General features: G+C 57.3%; 23 protein-coding genes and 1 tRNA gene. 10 read left to right on the top strand and 14 right to left on the bottom strand.

Annotation, left to right across the window (positions count from 1 at the left end; genetic code table 11):
* Positions 1-104 precede the first annotated feature (104 nt).
* The 4 genes from J2S70_RS03730 (at position 105) to J2S70_RS03715 (ending at position 1908) form a co-directional block, all read left to right on the top strand.
* The gene (locus J2S70_RS03730; protein WP_307682404.1) at positions 105-1163 is read left to right on the top strand and encodes a DUF6667 domain-containing protein; all 1059 of its coding nucleotides are present in this window, start codon (positions 105-107) and stop codon (positions 1161-1163) included.
* 65 nt (positions 1164-1228) lie between these two features.
* Positions 1229-1304, top strand: a tRNA-Ala gene (locus J2S70_RS03725).
* Between the two features lie 110 nt (positions 1305-1414).
* Positions 1415-1627, top strand: coding sequence for a type II toxin-antitoxin system RelB family antitoxin (gene relB / locus J2S70_RS03720; protein ID WP_307682403.1), 213 nt, complete (start codon positions 1415-1417; stop codon positions 1625-1627).
* Positions 1624-1908, top strand: coding sequence for a type II toxin-antitoxin system RelE family toxin (locus tag J2S70_RS03715; RefSeq protein WP_307682402.1), 285 nt, complete (start codon positions 1624-1626; stop codon positions 1906-1908). Before relB ends, J2S70_RS03715 begins: the two co-directional genes overlap by 4 nt.
* Positions 1909-1955: 47 nt before the next feature.
* On the opposite strand, the gene J2S70_RS03710 is transcribed toward J2S70_RS03715, so the two are convergent.
* Positions 1956-3389 carry an ATP-binding cassette domain-containing protein gene (locus J2S70_RS03710; RefSeq protein WP_456124420.1) on the bottom strand — a complete coding sequence of 478 codons (1434 nt, stop codon included), beginning with the start codon at positions 3387-3389 and terminating at the stop codon, positions 1956-1958.
* Positions 3296-3607 (bottom strand): ATP-binding cassette domain-containing protein, encoded by a 312-nt coding sequence (locus J2S70_RS08930; RefSeq protein WP_456124419.1) that lies wholly within the window; start codon positions 3605-3607, stop codon positions 3296-3298. Before J2S70_RS08930 ends, J2S70_RS03710 begins: the two co-directional genes overlap by 94 nt.
* A gap of 295 nt (positions 3608-3902) precedes the next feature.
* Between J2S70_RS08930 and J2S70_RS03705 the strand changes: the two genes are divergently transcribed.
* Complete coding sequence (locus J2S70_RS03705; RefSeq protein ID WP_307682401.1) at positions 3903-4520, top strand: NUDIX hydrolase; 618 nt, start codon at positions 3903-3905, stop codon at positions 4518-4520.
* A gap of 146 nt (positions 4521-4666) precedes the next feature.
* Positions 4667-5917 (top strand): dicarboxylate/amino acid:cation symporter, encoded by a 1251-nt coding sequence (locus J2S70_RS03700; protein ID WP_307682400.1) that lies wholly within the window; start codon positions 4667-4669, stop codon positions 5915-5917.
* Here the strand turns inward: J2S70_RS03700 and J2S70_RS03695 are convergent.
* The 6 genes from J2S70_RS03695 to J2S70_RS03670 all read right to left on the bottom strand — a co-directional run bounded on the left by J2S70_RS03695 (position 5906) and on the right by J2S70_RS03670 (position 12682).
* The gene (locus tag J2S70_RS03695) at positions 5906-7381 is read right to left on the bottom strand and encodes an MFS transporter (protein ID WP_307682399.1); all 1476 of its coding nucleotides are present in this window, start codon (positions 7379-7381) and stop codon (positions 5906-5908) included. The two genes, J2S70_RS03700 and J2S70_RS03695, sit on opposite strands and share 12 nt — an antisense overlap.
* Positions 7382-7575: 194 nt before the next feature.
* The gene (locus J2S70_RS03690; RefSeq protein WP_307682398.1) at positions 7576-8526 is read right to left on the bottom strand and encodes an L-lactate dehydrogenase; all 951 of its coding nucleotides are present in this window, start codon (positions 8524-8526) and stop codon (positions 7576-7578) included.
* Positions 8527-8794: 268 nt separating this feature from the next.
* A complete protein-coding gene (locus tag J2S70_RS03685; RefSeq protein WP_307682397.1) occupies positions 8795-9334 on the bottom strand; it encodes a hypothetical protein in 540 nt (179 codons plus the stop codon).
* A 64-nt stretch (positions 9335-9398) separates the two neighbouring features.
* Complete coding sequence (locus J2S70_RS03680; RefSeq protein ID WP_307682396.1) at positions 9399-9875, bottom strand: FABP family protein; 477 nt, start codon at positions 9873-9875, stop codon at positions 9399-9401.
* 41 nt (positions 9876-9916) lie between these two features.
* A complete protein-coding gene (locus J2S70_RS03675; protein ID WP_307682395.1) occupies positions 9917-11218 on the bottom strand; it encodes an AI-2E family transporter in 1302 nt (433 codons plus the stop codon).
* 111 nt (positions 11219-11329) lie between these two features.
* The gene (locus tag J2S70_RS03670) at positions 11330-12682 is read right to left on the bottom strand and encodes a DUF2254 domain-containing protein (RefSeq protein WP_307682394.1); all 1353 of its coding nucleotides are present in this window, start codon (positions 12680-12682) and stop codon (positions 11330-11332) included.
* A gap of 115 nt (positions 12683-12797) precedes the next feature.
* Here J2S70_RS03670 and J2S70_RS03665 point away from each other — a divergent pair, with 115 nt between their 5' ends.
* Positions 12798-14606: a BCCT family transporter gene (locus J2S70_RS03665; protein ID WP_307682393.1), complete on the top strand. Its 1809-nt coding sequence runs from the start codon at positions 12798-12800 to the stop codon at positions 14604-14606.
* A 14-nt stretch (positions 14607-14620) separates the two neighbouring features.
* Here J2S70_RS03665 and J2S70_RS03660 read toward each other — a convergent pair whose 3' ends face one another.
* Positions 14621-15616: a glutathione S-transferase family protein gene (locus tag J2S70_RS03660; RefSeq protein ID WP_307682392.1), complete on the bottom strand. Its 996-nt coding sequence runs from the start codon at positions 15614-15616 to the stop codon at positions 14621-14623.
* A gap of 74 nt (positions 15617-15690) precedes the next feature.
* Here J2S70_RS03660 and J2S70_RS03655 point away from each other — a divergent pair, with 74 nt between their 5' ends.
* Both J2S70_RS03655 and J2S70_RS03650 read left to right on the top strand, forming a co-directional pair.
* Positions 15691-16767 carry an aldo/keto reductase gene (locus tag J2S70_RS03655; RefSeq protein WP_307682391.1) on the top strand — a complete coding sequence of 359 codons (1077 nt, stop codon included), beginning with the start codon at positions 15691-15693 and terminating at the stop codon, positions 16765-16767.
* Between the two features lie 2 nt (positions 16768-16769).
* Positions 16770-17972, top strand: coding sequence for a class I SAM-dependent methyltransferase (locus J2S70_RS03650; RefSeq protein ID WP_307682390.1), 1203 nt, complete (start codon positions 16770-16772; stop codon positions 17970-17972).
* Positions 17973-18320: 348 nt separating this feature from the next.
* Here the strand turns inward: J2S70_RS03650 and J2S70_RS03645 are convergent, their stop codons facing one another.
* The 5 genes from J2S70_RS03645 to J2S70_RS03625 form a co-directional block, all read right to left on the bottom strand.
* Positions 18321-20027, bottom strand: coding sequence for an MFS transporter (locus J2S70_RS03645; protein ID WP_307682389.1), 1707 nt, complete (start codon positions 20025-20027; stop codon positions 18321-18323).
* Positions 20024-21247 (bottom strand): amidohydrolase, encoded by a 1224-nt coding sequence (locus J2S70_RS03640; RefSeq protein ID WP_307682388.1) that lies wholly within the window; start codon positions 21245-21247, stop codon positions 20024-20026. Before J2S70_RS03640 ends, J2S70_RS03645 begins: the two co-directional genes overlap by 4 nt.
* Before the next feature lie 95 nt (positions 21248-21342).
* Positions 21343-21687, bottom strand: a complete 345-nt coding sequence (locus J2S70_RS03635) for a DsrE family protein (protein WP_307682387.1) — start codon at positions 21685-21687, stop codon at positions 21343-21345.
* A gap of 104 nt (positions 21688-21791) precedes the next feature.
* Complete coding sequence (locus J2S70_RS03630; protein WP_307682386.1) at positions 21792-23060, bottom strand: O-acetylhomoserine aminocarboxypropyltransferase/cysteine synthase family protein; 1269 nt, start codon at positions 23058-23060, stop codon at positions 21792-21794.
* A 102-nt stretch (positions 23061-23162) separates the two neighbouring features.
* Entirely contained in the window at positions 23163-24968 is a 1806-nt protein-coding gene (locus J2S70_RS03625) for a dolichyl-phosphate-mannose--protein mannosyltransferase (protein WP_307682385.1), read from the bottom strand.
* A 61-nt stretch (positions 24969-25029) separates the two neighbouring features.
* Between J2S70_RS03625 and J2S70_RS03620 the strand changes: the two genes are divergently transcribed.
* Positions 25030-25443, top strand: a complete 414-nt coding sequence (locus J2S70_RS03620; RefSeq protein WP_307682384.1) for a metallopeptidase family protein — start codon at positions 25030-25032, stop codon at positions 25441-25443.
* Positions 25444-25459: the final 16 nt, after the last annotated feature.

The following is a 25459-nucleotide window of genomic DNA, read 5'->3' as shown; positions in this document are numbered from 1 at the left end:
GAAGTCTGAATTTGCGGCTTTGACCCTGCTGATTCGGAGGTGTTTTAGCAACACGCCTCCGCGAGATACCCGCTAAAACTCGCCGTCCGACATAACGTTGATGCATGGGTATTGAAGGGGCGGCACTGGCAGTTGGCGCGCTTTTGCTTTTAGCCTATGTTGCTCCCCAAATAGCCAGAAACCGATCCGTTCTCGCGGACGCGCCAATCGGTGAACGATACTCGGCGGACCTGAGGATCATCACGGAACGAACACTGCAACAAGACACCGGTGAACACGGAAAAATTTTTACGACGGAGCGAACAATGAGCACACCACAAGGCCAGCGCGAACACCGCGCTCCCAGTGCGGCAAAGATGCGGGCCGCCGCGCGTGATCGTTCGCGTGCTCGAGCTCGAATCGCTCAGCGTGCAGCGGCACAGCAGCGCGCGTTGTTTGGTGCCGCCGCGCTTGTCGGGGTGACCGTTCTGCTGTGGATTTTGGCGGGAGCGACGTCCGTTCCGGCAGGCGTTGCGATTGCATCGACAGCCCTAGGCGGGGCGTATCTCCTTGGGCTCGGCGTGCTCGTCTCAAACTGGAGCTCCTTGAACGAGGAGGATGAAGGACGTATTTCCCGCGCAAACAAGGTTCTGCGTTCGCGCCGAGATGTTCGGCGCCAGCTCACGGGCCACACCAAGAAGGACGCCCCCGTCTCGGCGGGTGCTGCGGCGCACAGTGAATCGAACGTTGCGAAGCCAGTTGAATCAGCAGATGTCCGGGCGGACTCGGTTACCGCGGCGAAAGAACTCTCCAAGAAGACCGAGCACTCGGGCTTCGAAAAGCCGGAGCGGGTGCTTCCCGCCCCGCGAGTGGCTCGCGTTGATCGAATCGTTAACGGTGAGGAACTTGCCGAAAAGTCTGGCCGAGAAGCTGATCTACTCGAGGCGCCCTCGTATACGCTGAAGCCCACGATCCAGCGGCGTACGGTTAAGCCTTATGTAGCGCCGGAAACAGCTGAGGCGGATGTGCCCTACCGGCCCACCCGCGTTGGTGAACGTATTGGTGATGAGCCAATTGAAGCCGCGAATCCTGCACCCGGGGTAACTGGCACGGAGGAGTTGCGCTCTGACGTACTCGGTGGGGGATCAACTCTGGACGCGTTGCTCGATCGCCGTCGTGCCTAGCGTGACGCAATAGACGGGAATTTATTCGGGGTTGCAGGCGCCCCTTTGTTAGGATTTTTCTACGCGGGGCTATGGCGCAGTTGGTAGCGCGTTTCGTTCGCAATGAAAAGGTCGGGGGTTCGAATCCCCCTAGCTCCACCACTAGGACGCTCACTTTGATACAAAGTGAGCGTCTTTTTGTTTTTCTCTCTTGCGAAGCAGCCAGCTGGTGAATACGATGTATTCAAATTGAGGGGTTTGAGAGGAACGTTATGGCCACGATGACTATCCGTATGAACGAGCAGGATGCGGAACTAGTGCGCAGGTTCGCCCAGTTCGAGGGCGTCACGATTTCCGACTTCGCTCGTAATGCGATCTTGGAGAAGATTGAGGACGTCTACGATCTTCAAGAGCTACGTGAGGCAATCGCTGAAGATTCTGGTGAACGATTCAGTATTGACGACGTCGTGTCTGAGCTTTCATGACGGAATCGCGGAGCGTTGTGTGGCGTGTTGAGCTTACTGCGCGTGCGCGCAAACAATTGAAGAAGATGGATCGGTTCGATGCGAGGATTCTTGCAGCATGGATGAAGAACAACCTCGATGGATGCGCTGATCCGCGTGCCTTCGGAAAAGGGTTGACCGCTAATCGCTCGGGCGAGTGGCGTTACCGCGTTGGCTCATATCGAATCCTTGCACTCATCCACGGCATCATCACCATTGAAGTCTTCTCAATCGGTCGAAGAGGCACGATCTACAATCGTTAAACAACCTCTCAATCAGGGACGGTTGGGTGTTAACGCAGGTCTAGCGATCAAGTCGTTGGATCTGCTGGGCTTAATTCGATGTGTGTTCCTTGCCAGTGGTTGATGAGCCAGCGGTCGTGACTGGCGATGATGAGTGTGCCATTCCATTGGCGGAGCGCGTTCTCGAATTTTTCGATCGCGGCTAGGTCAAGGTAGTTGGTTGGTTCGTCGATGATGAGAATCTCTGGTTTCTGCGCCGCGGCTAACGCGATCTGGGCTCGACGCTGGTTGCCATCTGAAAGTTGTCCGACTGGGGTGGTCCACAGGGCTGGGTGGAGGATTCCCGCACCTAATTCACCGATCCCGTCAGTCCAATGTTCCTGGGCGATGTTGAGATCGCCTGTGCGTGGTAGTCGTTGCGGGACGTACGCCAGCGTCCCATTGACGAATATGCTGCCGCTGGATGTGGTTTCCATACTGTTTGGTGGTTTCCCGTTTGCGAGCCAAGTGAGAAGCGTAGTTTTTCCTGCTCCGTTCGGGCCAGTCAGTAATAAGTGTTCGCCTGTGGCAAGGTCAAACGTTATTGGGGCAAGCCTGCCTGGAACCGTGGCGCGTCGTGCCATGACAGCTAACCCACCACGCGGCTCAACGTGTGGAAGATTGAGCCGCAGTTGGTAGTCGCGGGGTTTTCGCACCTCACGTTTAGCAAGCTCTTCTAGGCGTTTATCGTCGTTACGTGTGCGCCGCAGCGCGGTCGTTTCTGCCCGATCAGAAAAGAACTTACGCGCCTTACCCTGAGCCGTCGCTAATTTCACTCCACCACGAGCAATATCTTCACTGCGACGGCGATGACTCCGAATCGCGCGCTTTTCAGATTGCTGCATAGCGTGAAGCTTGTGATGCTGCATGCGGGCGTGTTGTTTGGCGGCAAGATAATCGCTATACGTTCCAGAGCATCGGTACACGCCAGACACCACGTCGCTACCTTCCCCTGTGGCTATAGCTTGCCATGGGGCAATATCAAGGTCATAGATGACCGTGGCTGTGTCTTCGATGAACGTACGATCATGACTGGTCATGAGCACCGGCCCCGACCAATCTATAATTTGCTGGATCAGAAAGGCAATGGCTTCGTCATCAAGATGATTGGTGGGCTCATCTAAGAGCAAAATTGCTGGTCTAGCCAACAAGATACCCGCCAGTTCGAGCCTGCCTGCTTGTCCCGGGGATAGGGTGCCGACTTCGCGTTGTCGTCCACGCGCACTCAGCTGACCTAGACCTAAACCGCCTAACACTTCATCGATTCGAGCTTCGAGCGACCATGCGTCGGCCAGAGTAAGGCTGGTGATTAGCTGATCGTAATCTTTAACGAGACTCGCGGAACTTTGGGCAGCTGATAGTTGCTTCGTCAGGTGGTCGAAGCGAGTGAGCAGCTCCCGTGGGCCAGCCAACACGGCATCCAGATAGTCTTGAACCGTACCGGTGGCATCACGAATGTACACGGGAAGCGCATAGAAGTGTTGCCCGCACTGCTCATGGTGATGTGTCCACGATCGGGGCGGAGTTCTCCACGTACAAGGCGCAGCAGCGTGGTTTTGCCGGAACCATTAGGTCCCACAAGTACCGCGCGCTCACTGTCGCCAACGCTGAACGAAACGCCATCTAAGAGTGGTTGGGCGGAAAATGAAAAGGAAAGATTGGTTACCTCGAGAGTGGGCATAGCGATCTCCAAAGCCGTCGAAACATCCGGTTGCTTCTCGGTAAAGCCGAGTGGAGATCACAGCACCATCGGAATTAACACACTCCCTGAAATTGGAACGAACGCTGTTTGGTAACTAGCGTGTAGCATACCGAATGCGCTGCTGGTAGTCACCCGGAACCCACTCAGGGCTCCCCAAAACAGTAACGGGAATGTGCTTCCCGCCCATTCGTAAGTGTGTCGATTAGAGTCGATTTTCGCTGAGAAAAGCTGGGTTTGCTCCCTAAATTTTCCGCAGCAAGATAGGCTTTTATCCATGCGCAGCAAAGAACAGTGGCTCGATTGGGCGATGGAAATTCAGGCCATCGCCCAGACCGGCTTAGCCTATTGCTCCGATGCCTTCGACAACGAGCGCTATACGCGCCTTCGGGAAATCTCCACGGAGATACTCGCGGCATACACCGAGCTGCCGTGCGACGTCGTCGCTGATCTGTTCGCCAACGAAACCGGCTACCAGACGCCGAAACTCGATACGCGGGCCGTAATTATCCGCGAGGGCCGGGTGCTCCTAGTTTACGACGCCGATGGCTGGGCTCTCCCGGGCGGCTGGGCTGATATTGGCGAGACTTTGCGGGAGAACGTCGAAAAAGAAGTGAAGGAAGAGGCGGGCCTCGATGCCCGCGCAAAGCGTGTGCTCGCGATTCAGGATCGATCCAAGCACAACATACCCGAGCTGCCGTGGAGCATTTGGAAAATCTTCGTCGAATGTGAGGCGGTGGGTGGCAAGTTCGAGCCGAATATTGAAACCACGGACGCCCGCTATTTCAGCCCTGGCCAGCTGCCACCGCTCGCGCTCGGCAAGACCACGCCGCAGCAAATCGCGATGTGCCTTAAGCTCGCGGCAGATCCCGCGGCTGGCGTCATCTTCGACTAAAAGCACCAAGGCCCGATTGCCCACCAACCCTGCGTGCCGCGCGTGAGCTGGCTAACTAAGCGGCCAAACCGTGGACATTTCCGTGCCAAACCAACAAATAACGAGATGATACTCCGAGCACAGAACTTTCACCGGAGGAGCATCACATGAAATCTAAGCTCAAGCAGGCAGGAATTTTGCCCTGGGTTATACTCGCCATCGCCCTTGGCATCGCGGCCGGATTCGTTTTCCCCGACTGGCTCTCGCGAATCTTCGTCACCTTTAACGATCTATTTAGCCAGTTCTTGAGCTTCTCAATCCCGCTCATCATCGTGGGACTTATTGTGCCCGCAATCGCCGACCTCGGCCGCGGCGCAGGCAAATGGCTTGGCATCACTGCGGCGCTCGCGTATGGTTCGTCGCTATTCGCCGGGTTCCTGACGTTCCTTGCCGCGAAAGCGATCTACCCCTCCATTATTTCCGCCGACGACGGATTCACCGTCAGCGACGAAAACGAAGCCCTCACCGGGTACATCTCCGATATCACTATTCCGCCCGTTTTCGGCGTGATGACGGCACTCGTGCTGGCCTTCGTGATTGGCATCGGCCTTTCGCTCGCACCGCGCGGTGTGATCCGCAAGGGCTTCGTTGAGTTCCGCGAAATTATCACGAGCCTTATTTCGAAGGTCATCGTGCCGCTGCTACCTCTGCATATTTTCGGCATTTTCCTCAACCTCACCTCCACCGGTAACATCGGTCCGATCATCGCGGCGGTGGCCAAAATTGTGGTCTTCGTGCTCGTTCTCGAAGTGATTATCCTTGGAACGCAATACGGTGTTGCAGGCGCGATTGCGAAGAAGAACCCGTTCAAGGCCTTTGCCACAATGCTACCCGCGTACTTTACGGCGCTGGGCACGTCGTCGTCCGCTGCTACGATTCCGGTGAGCTTGCGGCAAACATTGAAGAACGGGGTTTCGCGCACGGTAGCCTCCTTCGTGGTTCCGCTGTGCGCGACGATCCACCTTGCCGGCTCGATGTCTAAGATCATCGCTTTTGCGATGGCGATTATCGTCATGAACGGCCTGAGCGTATCGACTAGTGCCCTTGTTGGTTTCGTGTTCATGCTCGGAATCATCATGATCGCGGCGCCCGGCGTGCCGGGCGGCGCGATCATGGCTTCAGTTGGTCTGCTTGCCTCAATGCTCGGATTCGACGACGCCTCACTTGGTCTCATGATCGCCACCTACATTGCGCTCGACTCGTTCGGCACCGCGACGAACGTGACCGGCGATGGTGCGATCGCGATGGTTATCGACAAGATGGCCAAGGGCGACGCGATTGAAGCGACCGAGAACGTGGAAGGATTCCACGACAAGGCCGAATTCGACGCAGAGACCTACATGAAATCAGTCAGCTGACTCCCCGAATTGCTCTTTCCGCGAGGGAATGAGGAACCAGACTGCAATAATCGCAACAATCGCGCCGACGAGCAGGGTGAAAAGCGCGATCGTGCCCGCCTGGCGTACCGCAAGATTTTCCTGGGTGCCGGTGTACTCGATGATGCGCCCTACGATCTCTGAGCCTGTGCCGCGCTGGGCAAAGGTTGTGAAAACAGTGGAGGAAATCGCCAGGCCAATCGCGGATCCGAGCGAGGACGCCATCTTCAAGATACCCGAACCTGCGCCAACGATATCTTGGGGGAGAGAGTTGAGAGCGGCCGTCGTCGTCGGTGTTGCAAACAACGCTAGGCCTACTCCGTAGATTGAGAAGGCGACGACGGCGACTACCACGTACTGGCTGACCATCAAGTTGGTGAACATCAGCAAAACTACGGAGAGTGCGACGAGCACGGCACCGGCGAGCATCGGGATCCGGTAGCCCTTCGACTTCATCAGTTTTTCGCCTGTGGTAATGAACGCGAGGACGCAGACGAGGTAGCCGATCGTGAGATAGCTGGCGCGCGTAGCGTCATACCCCTGATCGGATCCTTGCATAACCCACAGGGCGACTGTGATCATGCCGGCTGTCGTGGTTACTAGGAAATTCGCGGTAATAGCGCCCGCGAAGGTGCTGTTCTTGAAAACTGCGAAGTCAATGAGCGGATCGTTGCTGGTTAGTTCGTGGCGGACGAACACGATGATCGAAACTACGAGTACGGCAGCGATACCGAGGGCTGCTGGGGAGGTCCAGCCAAGTGCCGGGCCCTGGGTGATATAGAGCTGGAGTGAGAGCATGGCGAGCGCGAGGGTCACGATACCGATGACGTCCAGTTTCTTGCCGGATCCGGCCAGAGGGGCGACGTCGGGGGTCTTGCGCAACATGAAAAGCGCGAGAATCGACAGGACAACCGAGATCGCGAAAATACCGCGCCAGGTGAGTGGACTGCCGGCGATGGCTCCGCCGACGATCGAAGCTCCGGCCATACCACCGAAGGTGCCCATGGAAACGTAGGAAATCGCGCGAGCTCGCTTATCGCCGTGCCAATACGAGTTAACGAGGGCGAGTGCCGCAGGCGTGACCGCACCACCGGCCAAGCCGTGAAAAATGCGGCCGGTGAGCACCATCGCGCCGGCGATTGCGGGGCCGCCCGCGGCAAGTACGAGAAGCAGGCTGCCGACGATATTGAGCAGCAGGCCGATTCGAACCATTTTCAGACGGCCGAACATGTCGCCAAGCGAACCCCACATAACGATGAGCATTCCGCACACGAGCGAGCCCATCGATACTGCGAGATTGGTCAGCCCTTGTGCCATGCCGAGATCGTTGCCGACCGTTAAGCCAACATTGAGCATCGACTGGCCCAGTAGCCAGAACGTGAGCACTGAAATAACCAGTGCGGCCAGATCTGTTTTGGTTCCGTGGTATTCCCTGACCTCGGTCATGTATTGCCCCATCCGATTGGCGCCATTGCAAAGCTGTTTCTCCATTTTGACACAAAACACGGGTGTTTAACGCGGGTTATAATCATTGAATCTTCAAATTGGTGAAGAGCGGAGCATAAACGGCATAGGGAGCACCACACGAGGGGTGTCTTAACCCGTTAGGTGCTCTCCGGTCAAGGCGGCAGTGCCTCGTGTCAGTACCCGACGCTGGCAATCGTCTTACGCAAGGTTGCCTTTGAATGCTCGAATTTTTCGCGTTCTGCCTCGTCCAAGTCAATCTCGAGTGTGCGCAGAACGCCCGTCCGCCCCACTAGGCACGGCACCGAGAGCGCGATATCAGCGTCGGCGCCGCTCCCGATGGACGACACCGGTAGAACGCTCTTGTGATCGCCTAGCACAGCCTCAACGATCCGCGCCCCCGAAATTCCGATCGCGTAATTGGTGGCTCCCTTGCCGTCGATAATCCGGTAGGCGGCATTCACAACTTCGTTTTCGATCGCGCTGAGTGTTTCCGGATCGAAAACGTGCTCGCCGTCGTCGTTGGTCCACTTACGCAACGGGATCTGGCCAATCGACGCCGATGACCACAACGCAAATTCGGAATCTCCGTGCTCGCCGATCATCATCGCGTGTACGGACCGTGCGGAGACTCCGATCTTCTTTCCAACCAGCCAGCGCAACCGCGAGGAATCAAGCACGGTTCCCGAACCGAAAACCCTGCCTTCTGGCAGGTCCACGATTTTCGTTGCCACGTAAGTAAGCACGTCCACAGGATTAGTTACCAAGATAAAGACGGCCTCTGGTGAGTATTCCACCAGTTTGGGCAGCATGTCTTCAAGGATCGCCACGTTCTTGGCGGCCAGGTCGAGGCGAGTTTGGCCCGGCTGCTGTTTTGCTCCGGCAGTGATAACGACGACGTCGGATCCGGCTGTAACCTCCATGTCGGCCCCGCCGATGAGTTGGCTTGCCTGCATGAACTGCGAACCGTGTGCGAGGTCAAGCACTTCGGCTTCGACCTTGGGTTCGTTGATGTCATAGAGCGCGATTGTTGAGGCTGATCCGCGGATCTGGCAGGCGTAGGCGAGAGCGGTGCCGACCGAGCCAGCGCCGACGACGGTGAGTTTGCTGGTATCGAAAGTAGTCATATTTCAATTCTGCCCTGTTCTTTTGCCGGGCGAAAGGACCTGTTTTCATTCTGCGAGATGGCAACCGGATGTGAGTAATGTGCCGGATTTATAGCGGGCTAAGCGGTCAGGGTAAAGGCGTGACCTTCACGGGAATGGTCGATACGGTGAGAAAGGCGGTCAAAGCAGACCGTAAAACCTACAGGAGGACACGTGAAGGTACTACTTATCGGTGCGGGAATGATGGGGCGCGGCGGTATTCGCGCTTCTTAATCTTGAGGACTAGGTTTTAACCGATAAAGTTCCGGGCCGAGGCCGTGGTCAAATCTTTTGCCACGGCCTCGGCCTTTGGCTTGGTGCTGATCGTGCACGAAATTTGGCCGCTGAGCCGGTAAACGAGTGCAAGCGCCGTAAATATCAGCGCGATCACGCCCAGCCAGGGTTGAACCGGCGCAAACCAGGTAATGGCTCCCGAGTAGCCAAGTGCGATCAGTGCGATTTTATTGCACACCGGGCAGCCGACGGCGAACCAGGCAAGAATTCCTCCGGCCGTGCCAAGGGCGGTGGTACGCGTTTCGGACTTCTCGTCCATCTGTGGTGATTTCACATAGGTAGCAACAAGCATACCCATCAAAGCGGAGGTCGCAATCCACACCGGATAGTTCCACCACACCGGCGGGATATCACGGCCGAAAATCGGGTTGGGAATAAGCACGGTCGCAAGGCCGATAATGAGGCCGACGATCAGGCCCGCAATGCCCGTTACAGTCCACTGCCGGCTCGTCCACAGTCGGAGCGCCCACCAGGCTTGTTTGAGTTTCAAGCGCATGCCACCACAATACCGGGCGGGGTATCGAAAGGCGAGCGCAATTTTTTGGTGCCCGTGTGAAACCCTAGGAGTTCTTGCGCCTATACGATGCAGTCAGGTGATTCGTCATCGGAACACCCACGGCCGCCATAGCCATCGACGAGCTCAACTCTTCACCAGTGAGCGTCAGCGTGCGTTCGGTGGCATCAACCTGTTTCGCGCTTGCAGAATTTTGCACCCTGCCGCGCAAATCGATGTGCAAACCGGCATCGTCGCTATGGATCGTGCCCTCGAGCAATTCTGTTTGGCCGGTGGGCAGGGCGAGAATCAATTCGACCGCGTCCTGCACGGGAAGCCGCAAGTATCCCGTTTCGGTATGCATAGGTACGCCATCGGCATTCCACGTGCGCTGAATATAATGCAAAAACGGTTTGCCAATGTTGCTAAACGTGATTTCTTCGCGGTACTCAAAGGTTTTGATGGTGGGGTAGACGCCAATGCCGGAGCCCTCCCACGTACCAAGAAGGCCTTCCACAGGTTTGAGGTTCTGGCTAAGTTCCATACCGCTACTCTACGGCGTTATACGCTCACGCGGGCGCAAATCTAATCGTCGTCCTCGGGAAGAACCCGTTCTTTGGAAACGTGCGGAATTTCGGCTAGCGGCGGTTCGGGTTCGTTGAGCGTCCGGTAAATCGACCATACAATCGCCATGATCGGAATTGTGATCACAGCACCGATCAAACCGCCCGCAAATCCGCCCGCGGCAACGCCAACAGCGACGACGGCAGGGTGCAGCGAAACCTGCTGGCCCATAATCAGCGGCTGCCACAGGTTACCTTCAAGCTGGCCGATGAGCGCGATGCCCAGACCAACGATAACGAAATCAAGCACGCCGCCCGAAGCGAGCGCCACGATCATTGCCACGATCATTGCGGCGGGCGCACCGATCAATGGAATAAACGTGCCGATAAGCACGAGCACGGCCAGCGGCGCAGCAAGTGGAACTCCAACGATCGTCAAGAAAATAAATGCCGAAACCCCATTGATCATGGAGATGATGACGGTTCCGCGCGCATACCCTGAAAACGCCGTCCAGCCGGCGTAGGCACCGAGGTTCACGCGCTCGCGATTACGCCCCGGCAGAAGATTGATGACCCACAGCCACATCGAGGGGCCCTGGGCTAACAGTGTGGCCGTTACGAATAGGGCAAGCGCAAGTATCGTCATGATCATTGCGAATTGACCGGCATTACTGGCCACTGTGGAAGCGACGGTTCCAGCATTGGACTGCACCCATTCAGTTCCCGCGCTAACGGCATTATCGATGGCGTTGGAAATTTCCTCACGCGTAATGTCTACGGGCAGTGGGCCGTCGGTGATGAACGTTAAGATCTCTTCCACGCCCTCCTCGAACTGTTTGGCAAGCCCGTGCCATTCGTTCGCGACCGAATAGATCACGTACGTCACAAGGCCGCCAAAAACGAGGAAGCCAACGATCATCGCGATGGCGGTGGCGAGATAGCGAGACATGTATCGATCCAGCCAGTCGACCATCGGATGGAGCACGGAGGTCAACACGAATGCGAGGAACACGCCCAGGAACACCTCGGACACCGTTGAAAGTGCGGTTGTAATCCCAATGACGACGAGCGCGATGCCAACGAGCATCCACGCACCCAGCCCGTATTTAGCGAGCCAGTGCGGGATGCCCAGAGCGTAAACCGGGCTGTTTGGCGGTGCAACCATGCCACCCCAGGTGCCCTGCGATTTATTCTTCGCAATTGTGGATAGGTGGGTGTGAGTGATCCGCTGGGAAGGCGGAAGCTGGCGAGTTTCGGCGTCCTTGTCAGAGTTCACATCAACCTCGCGTGTGGTGCTCCGCTTGAACCGATCAAGCAAACCCATTGATGCTCCTAGGAGTAAAGTGCCGGGCGGTTATCTAGCTAGAATACCGCATGTTCCGTGAGCTTTATGCGCCTGTAGCGAGGCGATTTATACTCGCAGCAGGCAACGTTCTCACACCTCAAACTGCGTGCGGTGGTGAGCGCTAATATCGCCATCATCCGGGTTCGGCTTCTCTTCATCGTGATCCCAGTGTGCCGCTTCCAAAACGATGTTGAGATCGTATTCTTCTTCGATGCTCGCCCGCGCCAAATTCACGATGCGCTTGCGTTCTTCGTTAATGACCTCGCGGGTGGAGTCTTGGGCAATGTGATCCACCGAGTCCAACATCAGCAACAGCCGGGTAAGCACCGGAACATCCCCGCTGGCGTACCGGCGAATATGGCCCACGAATCGGGATAGCAGCTCATTGGTTGTCCGCGTGGCAGCCCACACCAGCAGGCGCCCCCGGCGTTCTTCCTCCTCACCCTCGTCCTTGTGCTTGTCGAAGCGCACCTTGGGCTCCAACGGGTTGGCGGCAAGTTCGCGCAATATCCGACCGCCGTGCCCAATCGCGTGAGTGACGGTCGTCGGATCGTTAGTCGACGTGCCAAGTGCACGCACAGCAATGTCAAGGATCTGCTGGAGCCCCAATGAGAAGTCAGAGCCGGAAGCGCGTTCTTCCCCGATGTAGATAAATTCGGGTGCCTCTTCCTCTTCGCCTCCCCAGTACCACCCCATCGGCTGGCCTTCCAACACTGAGTCACCCGGCCTAATGTCGATCACTACGGTCGAATCGTGTTCGCGCGCCCAGTCAGCCGCGTGTTCGACGTCTACGGACTGCACGAAACCGAATACTCCCGCACGGATTGGGATTGCATCGTCGGCAACCTCGGGGCGCTTGAGATCCTCCTCAGAAAGGTCTTCCGATTCTGCTTCCGTCAACGGTTTCGCCAACTTGAGCGTGCGGCTTGCGGATGTCGAAAGGATCGTGTCAGCCCGCACCATGTCTACCACGCGCGAAACGTACCAAATGAACGTCGCAACCGCCACGAAAATGCCGACCATTGCCACTGTCATCGCAAGCTGCGGCGGGATTTCGTCATCGGTGTCCAGTGCGCGGCCGACCATCACGGTGTAGGAGAATAGGCCAACGTAGACCCCTAAGATTCCGCGGACGGCACGCGAAGAAATAAAGTCGCGAAGCAGTTGGTGTGAAAAAGTGCCGGAGGCAACCTGGAGCACGATGAGGGTCATCGAGATCGTCGTCGTTAAAACCGTTAAAAGGGTCGATGCGATAAAGGAGATCATCGATGCGGCCGACTCGGAGTCGCCCGGCCACAAGAATCGCGAAAGCGCCGCGTCTACCGGGATCGAGACGGAAGTCAGGAGAACGCCCAGCGCAGCCCCGAGGATGCCCGTCACCAGCGGCCACGCCCACAGCCGCGAGTTAAGCACTTGCTTGATGCGATTGAAAAATACTCTCATTGCATCAGCATACGGTTTGGTCAATGGGCAGGATGCAGATGTGAGAAAGGACTTATACGGCTCACAATAACCTTAACTGAGTGGACTTATCCTTTTTTTGGTTAAGACTGGACTTATGCAGGAAAAGACAAGTAGTGAAAAGTCGGACGAGGTAGCGGATTCTACGAACGATGTTTCGGCGACATCGGAACTCGCTGCACTTTTAGCCCACGAAGGGGAAATTAGCTCTTCTGACCTCAAGGAAGAATCCGTTCAGCTGGCCTCCGAATCCGAAGATGCCAGCATCTCCTGGCTCGTGGTAGTGCCGGCGCTCCTACTCATTGTCGGCGTCGTGGCCTGGGGTTTACTGCGGCCCGAACATTTTGAATCATTCGCTTCGGGCGCATTCGACTGGGTCTTGACGAACCTTGGCTGGTCATTCGTTTTGCTCACCACGATCTTCGTCATTTTTGTGCTCGTGGTTGCAGCATCGAAATTCGGAACGATCCGACTGGGCGGGCCGAACGAGGCCCCCGAATTTTCGAACAGTTCCTGGATTGCCATGATGTTCGCCGCGGGCATGGGCATTGGCTTGATGTTTTACGGAGCTTCAGAGCCGTTGGCCTTCTACCGCGATGGAGTACCAGGGCACGGCTCAGGTGAGGCAGGAACGTCGATGGCTCAGGCCATGTTCCACTGGACTCTTCACCCGTGGGCAATGTATGCGATCGTGGGAATGGCGATCGCCTATTCAACGTATCGAGTGGGTAGGCGCCAGCTCATATCCTCCACCTTTGTTCCGCTGATCGGGCAGAAGAGAGCCGACGGCGCGCTCGGTAAGGCCATCGATTCACTGTCGATTTTCGCGACTGTTTTCGGCACTGCATGTTCACTAGGGCTCGGTGCTCTTCAAATCCGCGCCGGCCTGGAAGCCTCCGGTCTGGTCAACAATCCGGGCAATGGCCTGATTCTGGGCATCGTCCTTGTGTTGACCCTTGCCTTCCTCATCTCTGCGATGTCGGGCGTTGGCCGCGGCATTCGCTACCTGTCAAACTTCAACATGATCATTGCTGCCGCGCTTGCAATCATCGTGTTTGTTCTGGGGCCGACCATCGCGCAGCTCAACATTATGCCCGAAACACTTGGAGCCTACTTCCACAACTTCTTTGAAATGGCCAGCCGAACCGCGGCTGCCGAAGGCGGTACTGCAGCCGGGTGGCTCTCTGGCTGGACGATCTTCTACTGGGCCTGGTGGATTTCGTGGTCGCCATTCGTAGGCATGTTTATTGCACGAATTTCACGTGGTCGCACTATTCGTGAATTTGCCTTGGGCGTGATGCTCGTGCCCTCGGGTTTATCTCTTGTGTGGTTCAGCATTTTCGGTGGCAGCGCGATCAAATTTGAACACGAGGGAAGCTCGATCTACGGGGATGGATCAGCGGAATCCCAGCTGTTTAATCTTCTGCAAAATCTTCCTGGCGGCTTTTACTTCGGCATTTTGGCTGTAGTTCTACTGGGCACCTTCTTTATTACCTCAGCCGATTCGGCATCGACGGTCATGGGCTCGATATCTCAGGGAGGCCGCGCGACGGCTTCCACGTGGTTGACCGGCATGTGGGGCGTTCTCACGGCAGCAATTGGTTTGACGCTTCTGATCTCGGGAGGAGACCAGGCGCTGTCGAACATCCAAAACGTGACGATCGTGGCTGCCACCCCGTTCCTATTTATCGTGGCAGCAATGATGTTCGCGATCGTCAAAGACCTGCGTAGCGACGTCGCCTATCTTGATGAACGCGAACAGCAACGCTTCCAGCGCCAGCTCGCCGTCGAACGCCGGTTGTTACGCGAGCGCGAGGAAATTAAGGTGCAGCGAGCCGCTCGACCACGTGCCAAGCGACGTGGAAGGTTGGGCCAAAACGATCCCCGTACGGTGAAACGGGATTAGTGCTCGGCGGGAAACTAGTTCGTCGGAGCTGTGCCATCTTTCCATGGATTGTCCGAGAGCGCCTCGCGCCCGTGCGGAGTCAGCCAGTTCTCTAATGCGGGGCCCTTGGGAACAATCTGGGTCGGATTGATGTCTGTGTGAACGACGTAGTAGTGCTCCTTGATCTGCTGGAAGTCCACCGTGTCACCAAAGCCGGGAGTCTGGAATAGATCACGCGCGTACGCCCACAACACGGGCATCTCTGTGAGCTTGTTGCGGTTGGCTTTGAAGTGGCCGTGGTAGACGGCGTCGAACCGGACGAGCGTGGTGAATAGGCGCACGTCTGCCTCCGTGATGTGTTCGCCCATCAGGTAGCGCTGGTCCGCTAGCCTTTCTTCGAGCCAATCCATCGCGGTCCACAGCCTGTCGTAGGCCTCTTCGTAGTGTTCTTGCGAGCCGGCAAAACCGCACCTGTATACCCCGTTGTTGACCTCGGTGAAGATGCGTTTCATGACGTCTTCCATTTCTTCGAGGTGTTCGGCTGGCCACAGGTCTGGAGCTCCTTCGCGGTGGAATTCGGTCCACTGCGAAGAAAAATCTCGGGTGATCTGGTCGAAATCATTGGTGACGAGCTTGCCGGTGGTGACGTCCACGATCGCCGGGACAGTGATCCCCAGCGGGTAATCACGATCGAGGGCGAAATAGGCTTCTTGTAGGCGTTCGTAGCCGAGTACCGGGTCTTTTCCGCCTTCGTCGAGGTCGAAGGTCCAAGAGTTGTGATCGTGAACGGGGCCGGGGGTGCCTACGGAAATCGCGTTTTCAAGGCCGAGGATTCGGTGGACGATGAGCGAGCGGTTGGCCCAGGGGCATGCGCGAGCGGCAATCAGGCGGTAGCGGCCAGCTTCGGGGGTGTGGCCATCACGGCCGTCTTTTGTGATTCGTGTTGTGACGTAGCGCATGTCGCGCTCGTAGGCGTTTCCAGTATCGACGTAGCCTGCATCAAATGTAGTTGAATCTTCAATGTTCGCCATGGTGTTAGGCTATGCGATTTCGCCCGCAGGTGTCAACGCTCACGGACCGATCGTCGTCGTGAAACAATGCACATATGAAACCAAAAAACTTCCAGCCCACCGACGATTTCTGGAACCCGGCCGAATCACGGTACGACGACGTCCCCATCGTCCGCTGCGGTAAATCCGGCCTACAATTGCCGCGGATCGCGCTAGGTACGTGGCACAATTTTGGCGATGACACCCCGTTTCAAACCCAGCGTGACATCGTGCGCTACGCTTTTAGCCGTGGCGTCATCCACTTTGACATTGCGAACAACTACGGCCCGCCGGCAGGTTCAACCGAAGAGAACTTTGGCCGAATCGTTGCCAAAGACCTGCGAGCTCACCGCCACGAACTTGTCGTGTCCACCAAGGCCGGCATGGCGATGTGGCCCGGGCCGACGGGATTTGGCGGCTCACGCGCCTATCTGTTGAACTCACTTGACGAATCTTTGATGCGCCTGGGTATGGACTATGTTGATATTTTCTATCACCACCGCCCGGATCCGGATGTTCCGCTCGAGGAGTCTATGCTCGCACTCCACGATGCCGTACGCTCCGGCAAGGCCCGGTACGCTGGGATCTCTTCCTATTCGGCTGCGGCGGCCGCGCAAGCGCAGGAGATCATGCGCGAATTGGGCACGCCGATTGTGATTCATCAACCCTCGTATTCAATGTTGAACCGATGGGTTGAAGAAGGTGAACCCTCGCTGCTGGAAACGGCGGCAGCCGAAGGTATGGGCGTGATCGCGTTCTCCCCGCTCGCGCAGGGATTACTGACGAACAAGTATTTGGACGGTGTGCCTGAGGGCTCGCGGCTTAGCAAGGGGAAAGTTTCGGAAACCTACTTTACCGAAGAGAATCTTGGCCACGTGCGAGCGTTGAATGATATTGCGGCCGAACGCGGGCAAAGCCTGGCGCAGATGGCGATTGCGTGGATACTGCGCGATCAGGGTGAGGCCACGGTGACGACGGCGTTGGTCGGTGCCTCTTCCGTGCGCCAACTTGAAGATACGCTCGGAGCGCTCGACAACACTGATTTCAGTGCCGAAGAACTGAGGCGCATTGACGAACACGCCGTGGAATCCGGAATCAACACGTGGTGGCATGCCACCCAGTCGAGGATGTGAGAATGGAAATTTCGACACTTGATCGCCTCATACTCGATGTTGCCAACGAAGAGGTGCCCAAACCTCGGAGGATCGCCGTACTCGACGACCCGAGCGGAGATTTACTCGCTAGCGTTTTGGAATCGAGCAGCGTGGAGGTAATTTACTTCGGCACGCGCACGATCGATCAAGCGCACCGGGCTTTGGAAGTAGCCGAGCGCGCCGGAGCGCAACTAGACGCCGGAGCTCACGAGGCCGCGAGCATCCAGACGGAGGGAACACCCGGCGGTAGAGGCGGAAAAATCGTTCATGTTGCAGGCTTCGAGAGTCCGTTACGGCTGGAGGAGTTTTTGGCCAAACCCATCGATCTTGCGATTGGTCGTGTACCGAAATCCTTGGAAGAGACTGCCTACATTGCGGCCGCAGTGGCCGGAGCCGGTGGGATACTTGTGATTGGTGCAAACAACAAACACATGGATCGCGGCCACAACGCCACACTCGCGAACTATTTCACCGACGTGCGGGCGAGTCTCGGCCGGGGCAAATTCCGGACGCTGATTGGCGGTGGTGAGGCGATTGGCCGAACCTACTCGCCGGCAGTAGGTAGGGCAGAATACGGGCCTATCTTCGGAGTTGGTGGGGTGTTCAGCGGCGCGGACGAGGATGCGGGCGGAAAATTCCTCCTCGATCATGCCCTTAATGACATGAAAGCTGAGAACATCGCTCACAAGGCTGCGCTCGATCCATGGAGTAGTTGGGAACGTCCCTCTGAAGGGCGTCGGACTGACAATCTGGACGTGGTTGATCTTGGGTGCGGCAATGGCGCAGTGGTGCTCGCGGTGCTGGATGCTCTGCCTGAGGCCAGAGTTCTTGCGACCGACACCCACGCGGATGCCATCGTGTCGGCCTCTCTGACTCTAGGTGAGTTTGTGGAGGGTGGCCGAGCTCGGATCACCTGGGACGATGCTGCAGGTGAGGAAGAAGAAGCGAGTGCCGACGTCGTTCTTCTCAATCCGCCGTTTCACGATGGCACCGCAATTGACGCCACTCTCGTTCAAGGCCTGCTCGACGCCTCGAGGCGGCTGCTGCGCCCGAGTGGCAGGTTGTACATGGTGCACAATAACCACCTGCGCTACCGCTCGGAAGTGGAGGCGCGATTCGAGCAGGTGCAACAACTGGCGCGAAACCCGAAATTCACGGTTCTTCGTGCGAGTACGCCTCGCTGAGCCGAGGCCCTCGAGAGGCTAAGCACCATCGAGAGCCTGACCACCTCCGAGAGCCTGACCAACTTCGGTAACCTGACCGCCCCGGCAAACCGGGTGGGAATCACTGATAAGGTGCACGTTTAACATGCCCGGGATGAGTGATTGCTGCCCCGTTTGCCGACAACCATGCCCCGTTTGTAGCAAAATGCGCCCGGCGAGGTGCCTCATGCAAAAGTGGGCCTTTGGGCACATGGGGCGTTGGGGTAAATGGGTGTGGCCCGGAGAAGAATTCTCCGGGCCACACCTTCGTTGCAGTTGAACTCCGATCCGAGCTAGTACGCTAACTCTCGAGTATCAACATACCAACGGCTAGTCTTTGCGTTTGGTCTCAACGAGTCGGCGCAGGACGGATTCATCCATCTCGGCCAGTTCGTTAACTATGAGCTGCTTCTCAAGCCTCTGCAGATCCTTGAGCGGAAGCTCAGCCAAACGGTTCATGATTTGCATCTTCGATTCGTCCAGGGTCGGTTGCGGTGCGGGTGCGGCTGATTCAGCCATCTGACCGCCGTCTTGGCTGCCGCCACCCTTCGGAACGGTGAGAGTAATGGACAGAATCGCCGCCAAAGCCATAGCCGCATTAATGATCATGACCACCATGCCTGCGAAGCGGAGCGATACGTTGTCTTGAACGCCGACGTAATCCACACCGACAGCCATTGGTTCGCCAGCCTTCAGAGCGTTGAACACGGCCAACGAGATCGCTAAGCCGAGTGCGCCACCGAGCGAGGAGGCCATCTTGTAGATACCCGATCCGGCACCTGCCTGATCAGCCGGCAGGTTCGACAGAGCTGCGTCCGTGGACGGCGTCGCGTAAAACGCCAAGCCCAGACCAAACAGGCCGTAAGCGATGATCGCAAGGATCTTGTAGGTGTCGAGATACACGAAAGTCGGTACCAGCAGCACGGCGGAAGCGATAACGATGAGCATTCCCCAGATCATTGGCTTACGCGGGCCAAAACGCTGGAGTAGCTTCTCACCGAATCGGATGAAGGTGACGATCATGATGCCGTAGCTGAGGGTCAGTAGGCCGGCACCTTGAGTTCCGAGATAACCCTCCTGGCCCTCCGTGCGGGCACCGATGAGCACCAGCTGCGAAACATTTAGCAGACCGATCGTTGCATTAGCTAGGAAGTTCGAGATCGTTGCACCCGTAAAGGTGGTGTTCTTGAACAGGCCAAAGTCAATGAACGGGTTAGTTGCATTCTTTTCGATGCGCACGAAGATCACCATTCCGATCACGGCAACGGCTATCAGAATCAGTGTGATCGGTGAGGTCCAGCCCATCGGCTCGCCGGCGTCGTTATACGGTGGCATGTTCGCACCGAAGATGAGCGCAACCATCAACGCAAGTAGCGTAATCAGGAACACGATCAGGCCAGGCCAATCGAAACGCTTCTTCGGGCCCTTTTGCGGAACCTTTGACTCCGGGGTACCCGCGATGAGCAGCATCGCAAGTATTGACACGATGATGTTCACGATGAAGATCCAGCGCCAGTTGATCTGTTGCGAGATAACTCCGCCAAATAGTGCTGCGAAGCCGGAACCGCCCCACGAACCGATCGACCACATCGACACGGCACGCTGACGTGCTTCGCCTTCCCAATAGGTCTTCACAAGGGCCATGGTGGCCGGCATGATCATGGCGGTCGAAAGGCCCTGCAATACGCGCCCGACCAACATGAATGGAGTAGCAACGGGCCCCATCGCAAATACGAGCAAGGCCGAGCCGATAACCGAAAGCAGCAGACCAATCTGCGTGACCTTTACGCGGCCAACGCGGTCAGCTAGACCACCGAGCACAACGATGAACAGACCCGAAAACAGGCCGGCAATCGGCGCCGCGAGCGACATGATCGACTGCGAAATGTATTCGGTGCCGATGTCATCGACGATAGTGGAAATGAGGTTGCCAATCGTACCGGCGAATAGCCAGTACGTGACAACGGCAAGGACGAAACCAAGGAGCAGCTTATCGTTGCCCTTGAATTCGGTTGCCTGCGTGGATTTTTCGGTCATTGGTTCTCCTTGCCGAGGTATGCGAGTGCTGCTGCGGCTGCGGCCTCAGTGCCCGTGGTGAGGGTCGGCTGCAGTGCAGGAAGGAACTTGGGGTTGTGGTTGGGGTAGGTCGGCTGGCCTTCGAGGAAGCCGCCCACGCCGTAATATGCGTACGGAATTCCGAATGCGCGTGGGACGTTAGAGAAGTCCTCTGAAGCAGTCACAGGGTCAAGCTGGACTACGCGGTCCTCACCCAGGTACTTCTTCATCGATTCGGTAATGCGCGCGTTAACTTCTTCGTCGTTAATTGTGGAAGGGAAGCGGTCAAAGAGCTCGAACTCGGGCTCGCGCTCCGTTCCGGCCGCCTCGCACTCCGCGATCGTGATGCGCTTAATGGCATCAATGATGTGATCGCGAACTTCATCCTTGTAGGCACGGATGTTGAGCAAAAGCTCGGCTGACGCCGGAATGATGTTGGCCTTCGATCCGGACTGGAATGCGCCGACTGTAAGAACGCCGAAGTCGAACGGCGAGATTTCGCGTGCGACGACGGACTGTAAGCGCATAACCACCGATGATGCAATGACCACGGGGTCAATGCCAAGATGTGGCATCGAGCCGTGTGAGCCCTTGCCGTGGATCGTGATCTTCATGGACGCGGCGGTGGATAGCACGGGGCCTGCCGTGGTGCCGACCTTGCCTGATACTGGCGCCGTCAAAACGTGGGATCCGATGGCGACGTCGGGGGTCGGGATCTTGTCGAGCAGGCCGTCGTCGACCATCGACTGTGCGCCTTCGGCAGTCTCCTCACCGGGCTGGAAAAGTGCCAAATAGGTGCCAGACCAGGCATCCTTGTTATCTGCGAGAATCTTGGCCGCGCCGAGAGCGGTGGCGGTGTGCATATCGTGCCCACACGCGTGCATCACGTCCTGTTCAACGCCGCTGCGATCAACTTGCTTCGCCGTCGAAGCGTACTCGTAGCCGGTGTCTTCTTTGACCGGTAGCCCGTCGAAATCAGCGCGGTAAAGGATAGTAGGCCCTTCGCCGTTCTTCAAAACGCCGACGACGCCACCGCCAACCTGAACCGGTTCGTAGCCGATGTCTTCGAGCTCCTGTGTGATGCGCTTGAGCGTTTCGGTCTCCTGCATGGAAAGTTCGGGTGTTTGGTGCAGGTGAATGTACAGTGCTTCTTGCCAGTCTTTAAATGCCTCAATATTTCCTTTGAGGTCAACTAGTGACATGGTTCCTCCATCTTCAGAGTGTTTGCTGTCAGAGTAAATCCTAGTCTAAAAACCCGTAAACAGTTGGTTTTTACAGGAATCGTCCACATGCAGGACTATGCCTTGACATAGCCGTATCCCTCCGATTGCAATTTGGCGATCTCCACGATTCCGGCTTCGACCGCACGAACATAATCTGGAATCAGCTCAGTTTTAACTTGCCGTTCCTTCAAGGCCACTTCACACACGACGAAATCGACCCCTTCGGCTTCCAACCCGCGGATTCGAGCCATGCGATTCGGGTCCGCCTCGAGCTGGGAAAAGGATCGAACGGCCCCACCGTTGGCAACAACTACCGCTTTATTACCGTGGTGTGCGCGGACGAAATTGCGCACCGAGCGCAAAGTAAAGGGCCAGCGGTCATTTTCGTTGATGTGGAAAACGAGCTTGTAATCTGCCATGAGTATTCCCCTTTTTGATCTAAATGCGGGCAGTGTTGCCTAGGCCACACTGTTGCTAGAGCTACATTACAAGAGATTTTGTGTTTGGCTCATGGCAAGCGGCCTTAAGCCAGTGCGTCGAGCGCCTGCGCAAGGTCCTCGACGACGTCGTCCGCGTTTTCCAAACCGGCCGAAATGCGTACCAAGCCGGGCGTGATACCCGCTTCAGCGAGGCCGTCGTCGCTGAGCTGCCGGTGCGTCATGGAAGCCGGATGTAGCACGCATGAACGCGAATCGGCCACGTGTACTTCGCGGGCGACCAGCTTGAGTGAGTCCATGAATGTTACGCCGTTCTCCCGGTTGCCGACGTCGATGGAAATGACGCCGGAAAAGCCGCCGTCGAGGTATTTCTTGGCGATCTCGTGGTAAGGCGAGGACGGCAGGCCGGGGTAGCGCACGTCTGTGAGCACGTCACGGCGGGTGTCGAGGTATTCGGCGATTTTCTGGGCGTTTTCGCAGTGGCGGCGCATGCGAACGTCGAGCGATTCAAGTGAGAGGTTGAGCATGAATGCCGAGTGCGCGGCCGGATACGCACCGAAGTCGCGCATGAGTTGCATGCGCGCTTTGATGATGTTCGGCGCTACGGCGTAGTCCTTGGTGTAGACGACGCCGTGATAGGACTCGTCCGGTTCGGTGAAGTCCGGGAATTTGCCGCTTGTGTAATCGAACTTTCCGGAATCGACGATCATGCCGCCCACCTGCACGGCGTGGCCGTCCATATATTTGGAGGTGGAGTGGATGACGATGTCGGCGCCGTAGTCGATCGGCTTGCACAGCACGGGCGTAGCAAACGTTGAGTCGACGACGAACGGCACGCCCATATCGTGGGCGATGCCCGCAAACTTTTCTAGGTCGAGCACGGCCATGGACGGGTTGGCGATCGTTTCGCCGAACAGGAGCTTGGTGTTGTCCTTGAACGCGGCCTTAATTTCCTCGGCTGGCGCGTCTTGATCGACATAGATCGCTTCGATGCCGAACTTCTTGAGCGTGACGGAAAACAGGTTGACCGTTCCGCCGTAAATCTCGGAGGAGGTGACGAACGAGTCGCCTGCAGAGCACAGGTTCATGATGGAGATCATGGTCGCGGCTTGCCCGGACGAGGTCGCCATCGCGGCCGCTCCACCCTCCAGATCGGCAACCTTTTGCTCGACGGCCATCACGGTCGGATTGGCGAAGCGCGAATAGATCAGCGCATGGGTGGGTTCGTCGAAGACAGCGGCAATGTCTTCGGAGGAATCGTAGTTGTACGTCGTCGACTGAACGATTGGCAACTGGCGGGGCTCGCCGTTTCCGGGCTGATAGCCGGCGTGGATGAACTTCGTTTCGTCTCGCATGAGGCCTCCTTGAATCGTGTGGACGTTTTGGCGTCTGTGGCCTACTTTAGCCGCGAAATGTGCGAACGACGCCGGGTGCGCACCTTTCGGACATTGGTGGGGCTAGATCCAGCTTGGCATCCACATGTGGGTTTGCCAGAATCCGCGAGGTATTGGCGTTCCCCACCATAGCGGCATCCAGAAAATTGCTGCGGCGACGATGAAGCCGGTGATGAGTCCCAATAGTGCCCACGCAGCTTTTCCGGGTGGGCGAATATCAACGACGGCGGGGCGTAGCTCGTGTGCGCCAGCTTCCACGCGTATATCTACTTCGATATCGATTCCACCCCAAGTCCCGATTGCTGATCCAGTTGGGGCAAATTCATCTAGCGCAGGCGAATTGCCGCTGTGCGGGACCTTAACCATCCCGGTAAGCCATCCGATCCCGTACGTCAGAGCAAGCACTACGTAAGGTAGGAACGCGATCGCGTAAAACTGAAAAATTGTCCGATCAAGGTACATGAACCACGGCAGATACATCGCAATGTAACCCGACAGAATAGCCCATGCGCGCCAGTCACGATGCCGGATCGCAGCCCAGATAATCACGAGGAGAGCCGCGGCTGCCAGCCACCACACGAACGGGTTGCCCACTGACGTGATAGCCGCGACGCAGTCATCTGCAGCGCATGCCCCATCAGGAAGATTATCTTGATTGCGCCAGTAGAAGCTCACCGGCCTCATCTGCAGCAGCCACGCCCAAGGTTGGGATTGGTAGGTGTGTTCCGAGTCCAAGCTGGTGTGGAACTCCATCGTAGCTAGGTGATAGTGAAGCCAAGAGTTGACGACGTCGGGGGCGCCGTCGATCGGCATGGGTACTTGCTCTGCGGCCGGCAGCCCCGAGTTGCGGGCTTGCTGTTCGGGAGCCCATTGACGATCCCAACCAACGGGATGGGTGAACCATGGTATCCACGCAGCGAGATATCCGAGGAATGCCACTGGAACGTACTGAATGAACGCCGGGAAGCCCTCGCGCCACACTCCCGCGCCACACCAGAGTTTCGCTCCAACAGCCTTGCGAGCAGCAGCGCCCCAAAAGAACACGAATAATCCGAAGACGGCCACAGCATAGGCGCCCGACCATTTCACCCCGCATGCCAAACCGAGGATCGCTCCCGCCGCCAGGAGCCATGGTCGAAATCCGGTGCGCGGGGCCCACGGATCGGCGGGAACTAGGGCGCCGTCGTCGTTAAATTTCAGTTCGCTCGTGGCGACGGCGTGGGCGAGCTTTGCGCGTGAATACTCGCGGTCGCGCAGGATGGCCCAGAAACCGGCGAGCACAAAGAACATGAGGATGTTGTCGAGCAGGCCGGTGCGGGCGAGGACGATCCCCATCCCGTCGAGGGCCATTGCAATGCCTGCGAAGGCGGCGAGGGTGAGCGAGTGAAACAGGCGTAGAGCTAGGCGGACGACCAGCGCAACGGCGAGCACGCCAAGAAGGGCGGTGGTGAAGCGCCAGCCGAAGCCGTTGTCGTCACCGAAGATCCGCATTCCTTCGCCCATGAGCCATTTGCCAAAGGGTGGGTGCACCCAGCGGTCGGGCTCGGCCTGCAACGCCGAAAGATCGCCGGCCACGAAGAGTTCGTTTTGGTCGTCGCCCTCCCAGTTACGCTCGTAACCGTAATTAAGCAGGGAGAAGGCGCCTTTGACGTAATAAGTTTCGTCGAAGACCATCGCGTGTGGGTGAGTGAGGCGCGAAAATCGTGTGAGCGCCGCGATGAGGGCGGCGATGGCGGTGATGATCCAACCCTTGAGGCGAATTTGGGCCGGGAGGGTGGCTCCTTTCGGGAAAAGTCCGAGACGGCCGCGAAGCTCGTTTTCATAGTGCTCGCTTCGGCCTGTGCTTAAAAGAAAGGTTTTGCTACTCACGCGCATGAGCTTACCCCGCCCGGATGTTAGTCATCGCGGGAGTTCACTGCGTAGAGTTGTCATGGGAACTTTGAAGAGCGCGCGAAATGTGGAATGGGGAAGTGCCATGGCTGTGGAGATGAGCGCGGAACGCTTCGAGGAGCTGGTGGCCGACGCGCTGGATGAAATTCCCGAAGAGTTCGCGGCGCAATTGCAGAATTTGGTGTTCCTCATTGAGGAGGAACCAAACGAGGAACAGCTCAAGGACGCGGACGGGGAAGACCTGCTTGGGCTTTACGAGGGCATCGCCCTTACCGACGGCGACTTCTTCGGCTACGCCGAACCGAATCGGATTTGGATCTTCCGCGGGCCGACGTTGCGCATGTGTGAAACCGAAGACGAGGTAGCCGAAGAAGTGCTGATCACGGTATTCCACGAGGTGGCTCACCACTTCGGAATAGAGGAAGACCTGTTGTGGGAAACCGGCTGGGCCTAGCCTCTGCACTGCCCGC

It is taken from the genome of Trueperella bonasi (assembly GCF_030811535.1).
Lineage (GTDB): Bacteria > Actinomycetota > Actinomycetes > Actinomycetales > Actinomycetaceae > Trueperella > Trueperella bonasi.
This window is presented reverse-complemented; position numbering and strand designations above follow the sequence as displayed.

Coding starts and splice junctions, on each gene's coding strand:
- J2S70_RS03685 (WP_307682397.1), bottom strand. CDS start 9,334: ATGCGCTTGAAACTCAAACAAGCCTGGTGGGCGCTCCGACTGTGGACG.
- J2S70_RS03705 (WP_307682401.1), top strand. CDS start 3,903: ATGCGCAGCAAAGAACAGTGGCTCGATTGGGCGATGGAAATTCAGGCC.
- J2S70_RS03715 (WP_307682402.1), top strand. CDS start 1,624: ATGACGGAATCGCGGAGCGTTGTGTGGCGTGTTGAGCTTACTGCGCGT.
- J2S70_RS03645 (WP_307682389.1), bottom strand. CDS start 20,027: ATGACCGAAAAATCCACGCAGGCAACCGAATTCAAGGGCAACGATAAG.
- J2S70_RS03730 (WP_307682404.1), top strand. CDS start 105: ATGGGTATTGAAGGGGCGGCACTGGCAGTTGGCGCGCTTTTGCTTTTA.
- J2S70_RS03695 (WP_307682399.1), bottom strand. CDS start 7,381: ATGACCGAGGTCAGGGAATACCACGGAACCAAAACAGATCTGGCCGCA.
- relB (WP_307682403.1), top strand. CDS start 1,415: ATGGCCACGATGACTATCCGTATGAACGAGCAGGATGCGGAACTAGTG.
- J2S70_RS03655 (WP_307682391.1), top strand. CDS start 15,691: ATGAAACCAAAAAACTTCCAGCCCACCGACGATTTCTGGAACCCGGCC.
- J2S70_RS03690 (WP_307682398.1), bottom strand. CDS start 8,526: ATGACTACTTTCGATACCAGCAAACTCACCGTCGTCGGCGCTGGCTCG.
- J2S70_RS03620 (WP_307682384.1), top strand. CDS start 25,030: ATGGGAACTTTGAAGAGCGCGCGAAATGTGGAATGGGGAAGTGCCATG.
- J2S70_RS03630 (WP_307682386.1), bottom strand. CDS start 23,060: ATGCGAGACGAAACGAAGTTCATCCACGCCGGCTATCAGCCCGGAAAC.
- J2S70_RS03700 (WP_307682400.1), top strand. CDS start 4,667: ATGAAATCTAAGCTCAAGCAGGCAGGAATTTTGCCCTGGGTTATACTC.
- J2S70_RS03660 (WP_307682392.1), bottom strand. CDS start 15,616: ATGGCGAACATTGAAGATTCAACTACATTTGATGCAGGCTACGTCGAT.
- J2S70_RS03650 (WP_307682390.1), top strand. CDS start 16,770: ATGGAAATTTCGACACTTGATCGCCTCATACTCGATGTTGCCAACGAA.
- J2S70_RS03665 (WP_307682393.1), top strand. CDS start 12,798: ATGCAGGAAAAGACAAGTAGTGAAAAGTCGGACGAGGTAGCGGATTCT.
- J2S70_RS03680 (WP_307682396.1), bottom strand. CDS start 9,875: ATGGAACTTAGCCAGAACCTCAAACCTGTGGAAGGCCTTCTTGGTACG.
- J2S70_RS03675 (WP_307682395.1), bottom strand. CDS start 11,218: ATGGGTTTGCTTGATCGGTTCAAGCGGAGCACCACACGCGAGGTTGAT.
- J2S70_RS03670 (WP_307682394.1), bottom strand. CDS start 12,682: ATGAGAGTATTTTTCAATCGCATCAAGCAAGTGCTTAACTCGCGGCTG.
- J2S70_RS03640 (WP_307682388.1), bottom strand. CDS start 21,247: ATGTCACTAGTTGACCTCAAAGGAAATATTGAGGCATTTAAAGACTGG.
- J2S70_RS08930 (WP_456124419.1), bottom strand. CDS start 3,607: ATGCCCACTCTCGAGGTAACCAATCTTTCCTTTTCATTTTCCGCCCAA.
- J2S70_RS03635 (WP_307682387.1), bottom strand. CDS start 21,687: ATGGCAGATTACAAGCTCGTTTTCCACATCAACGAAAATGACCGCTGG.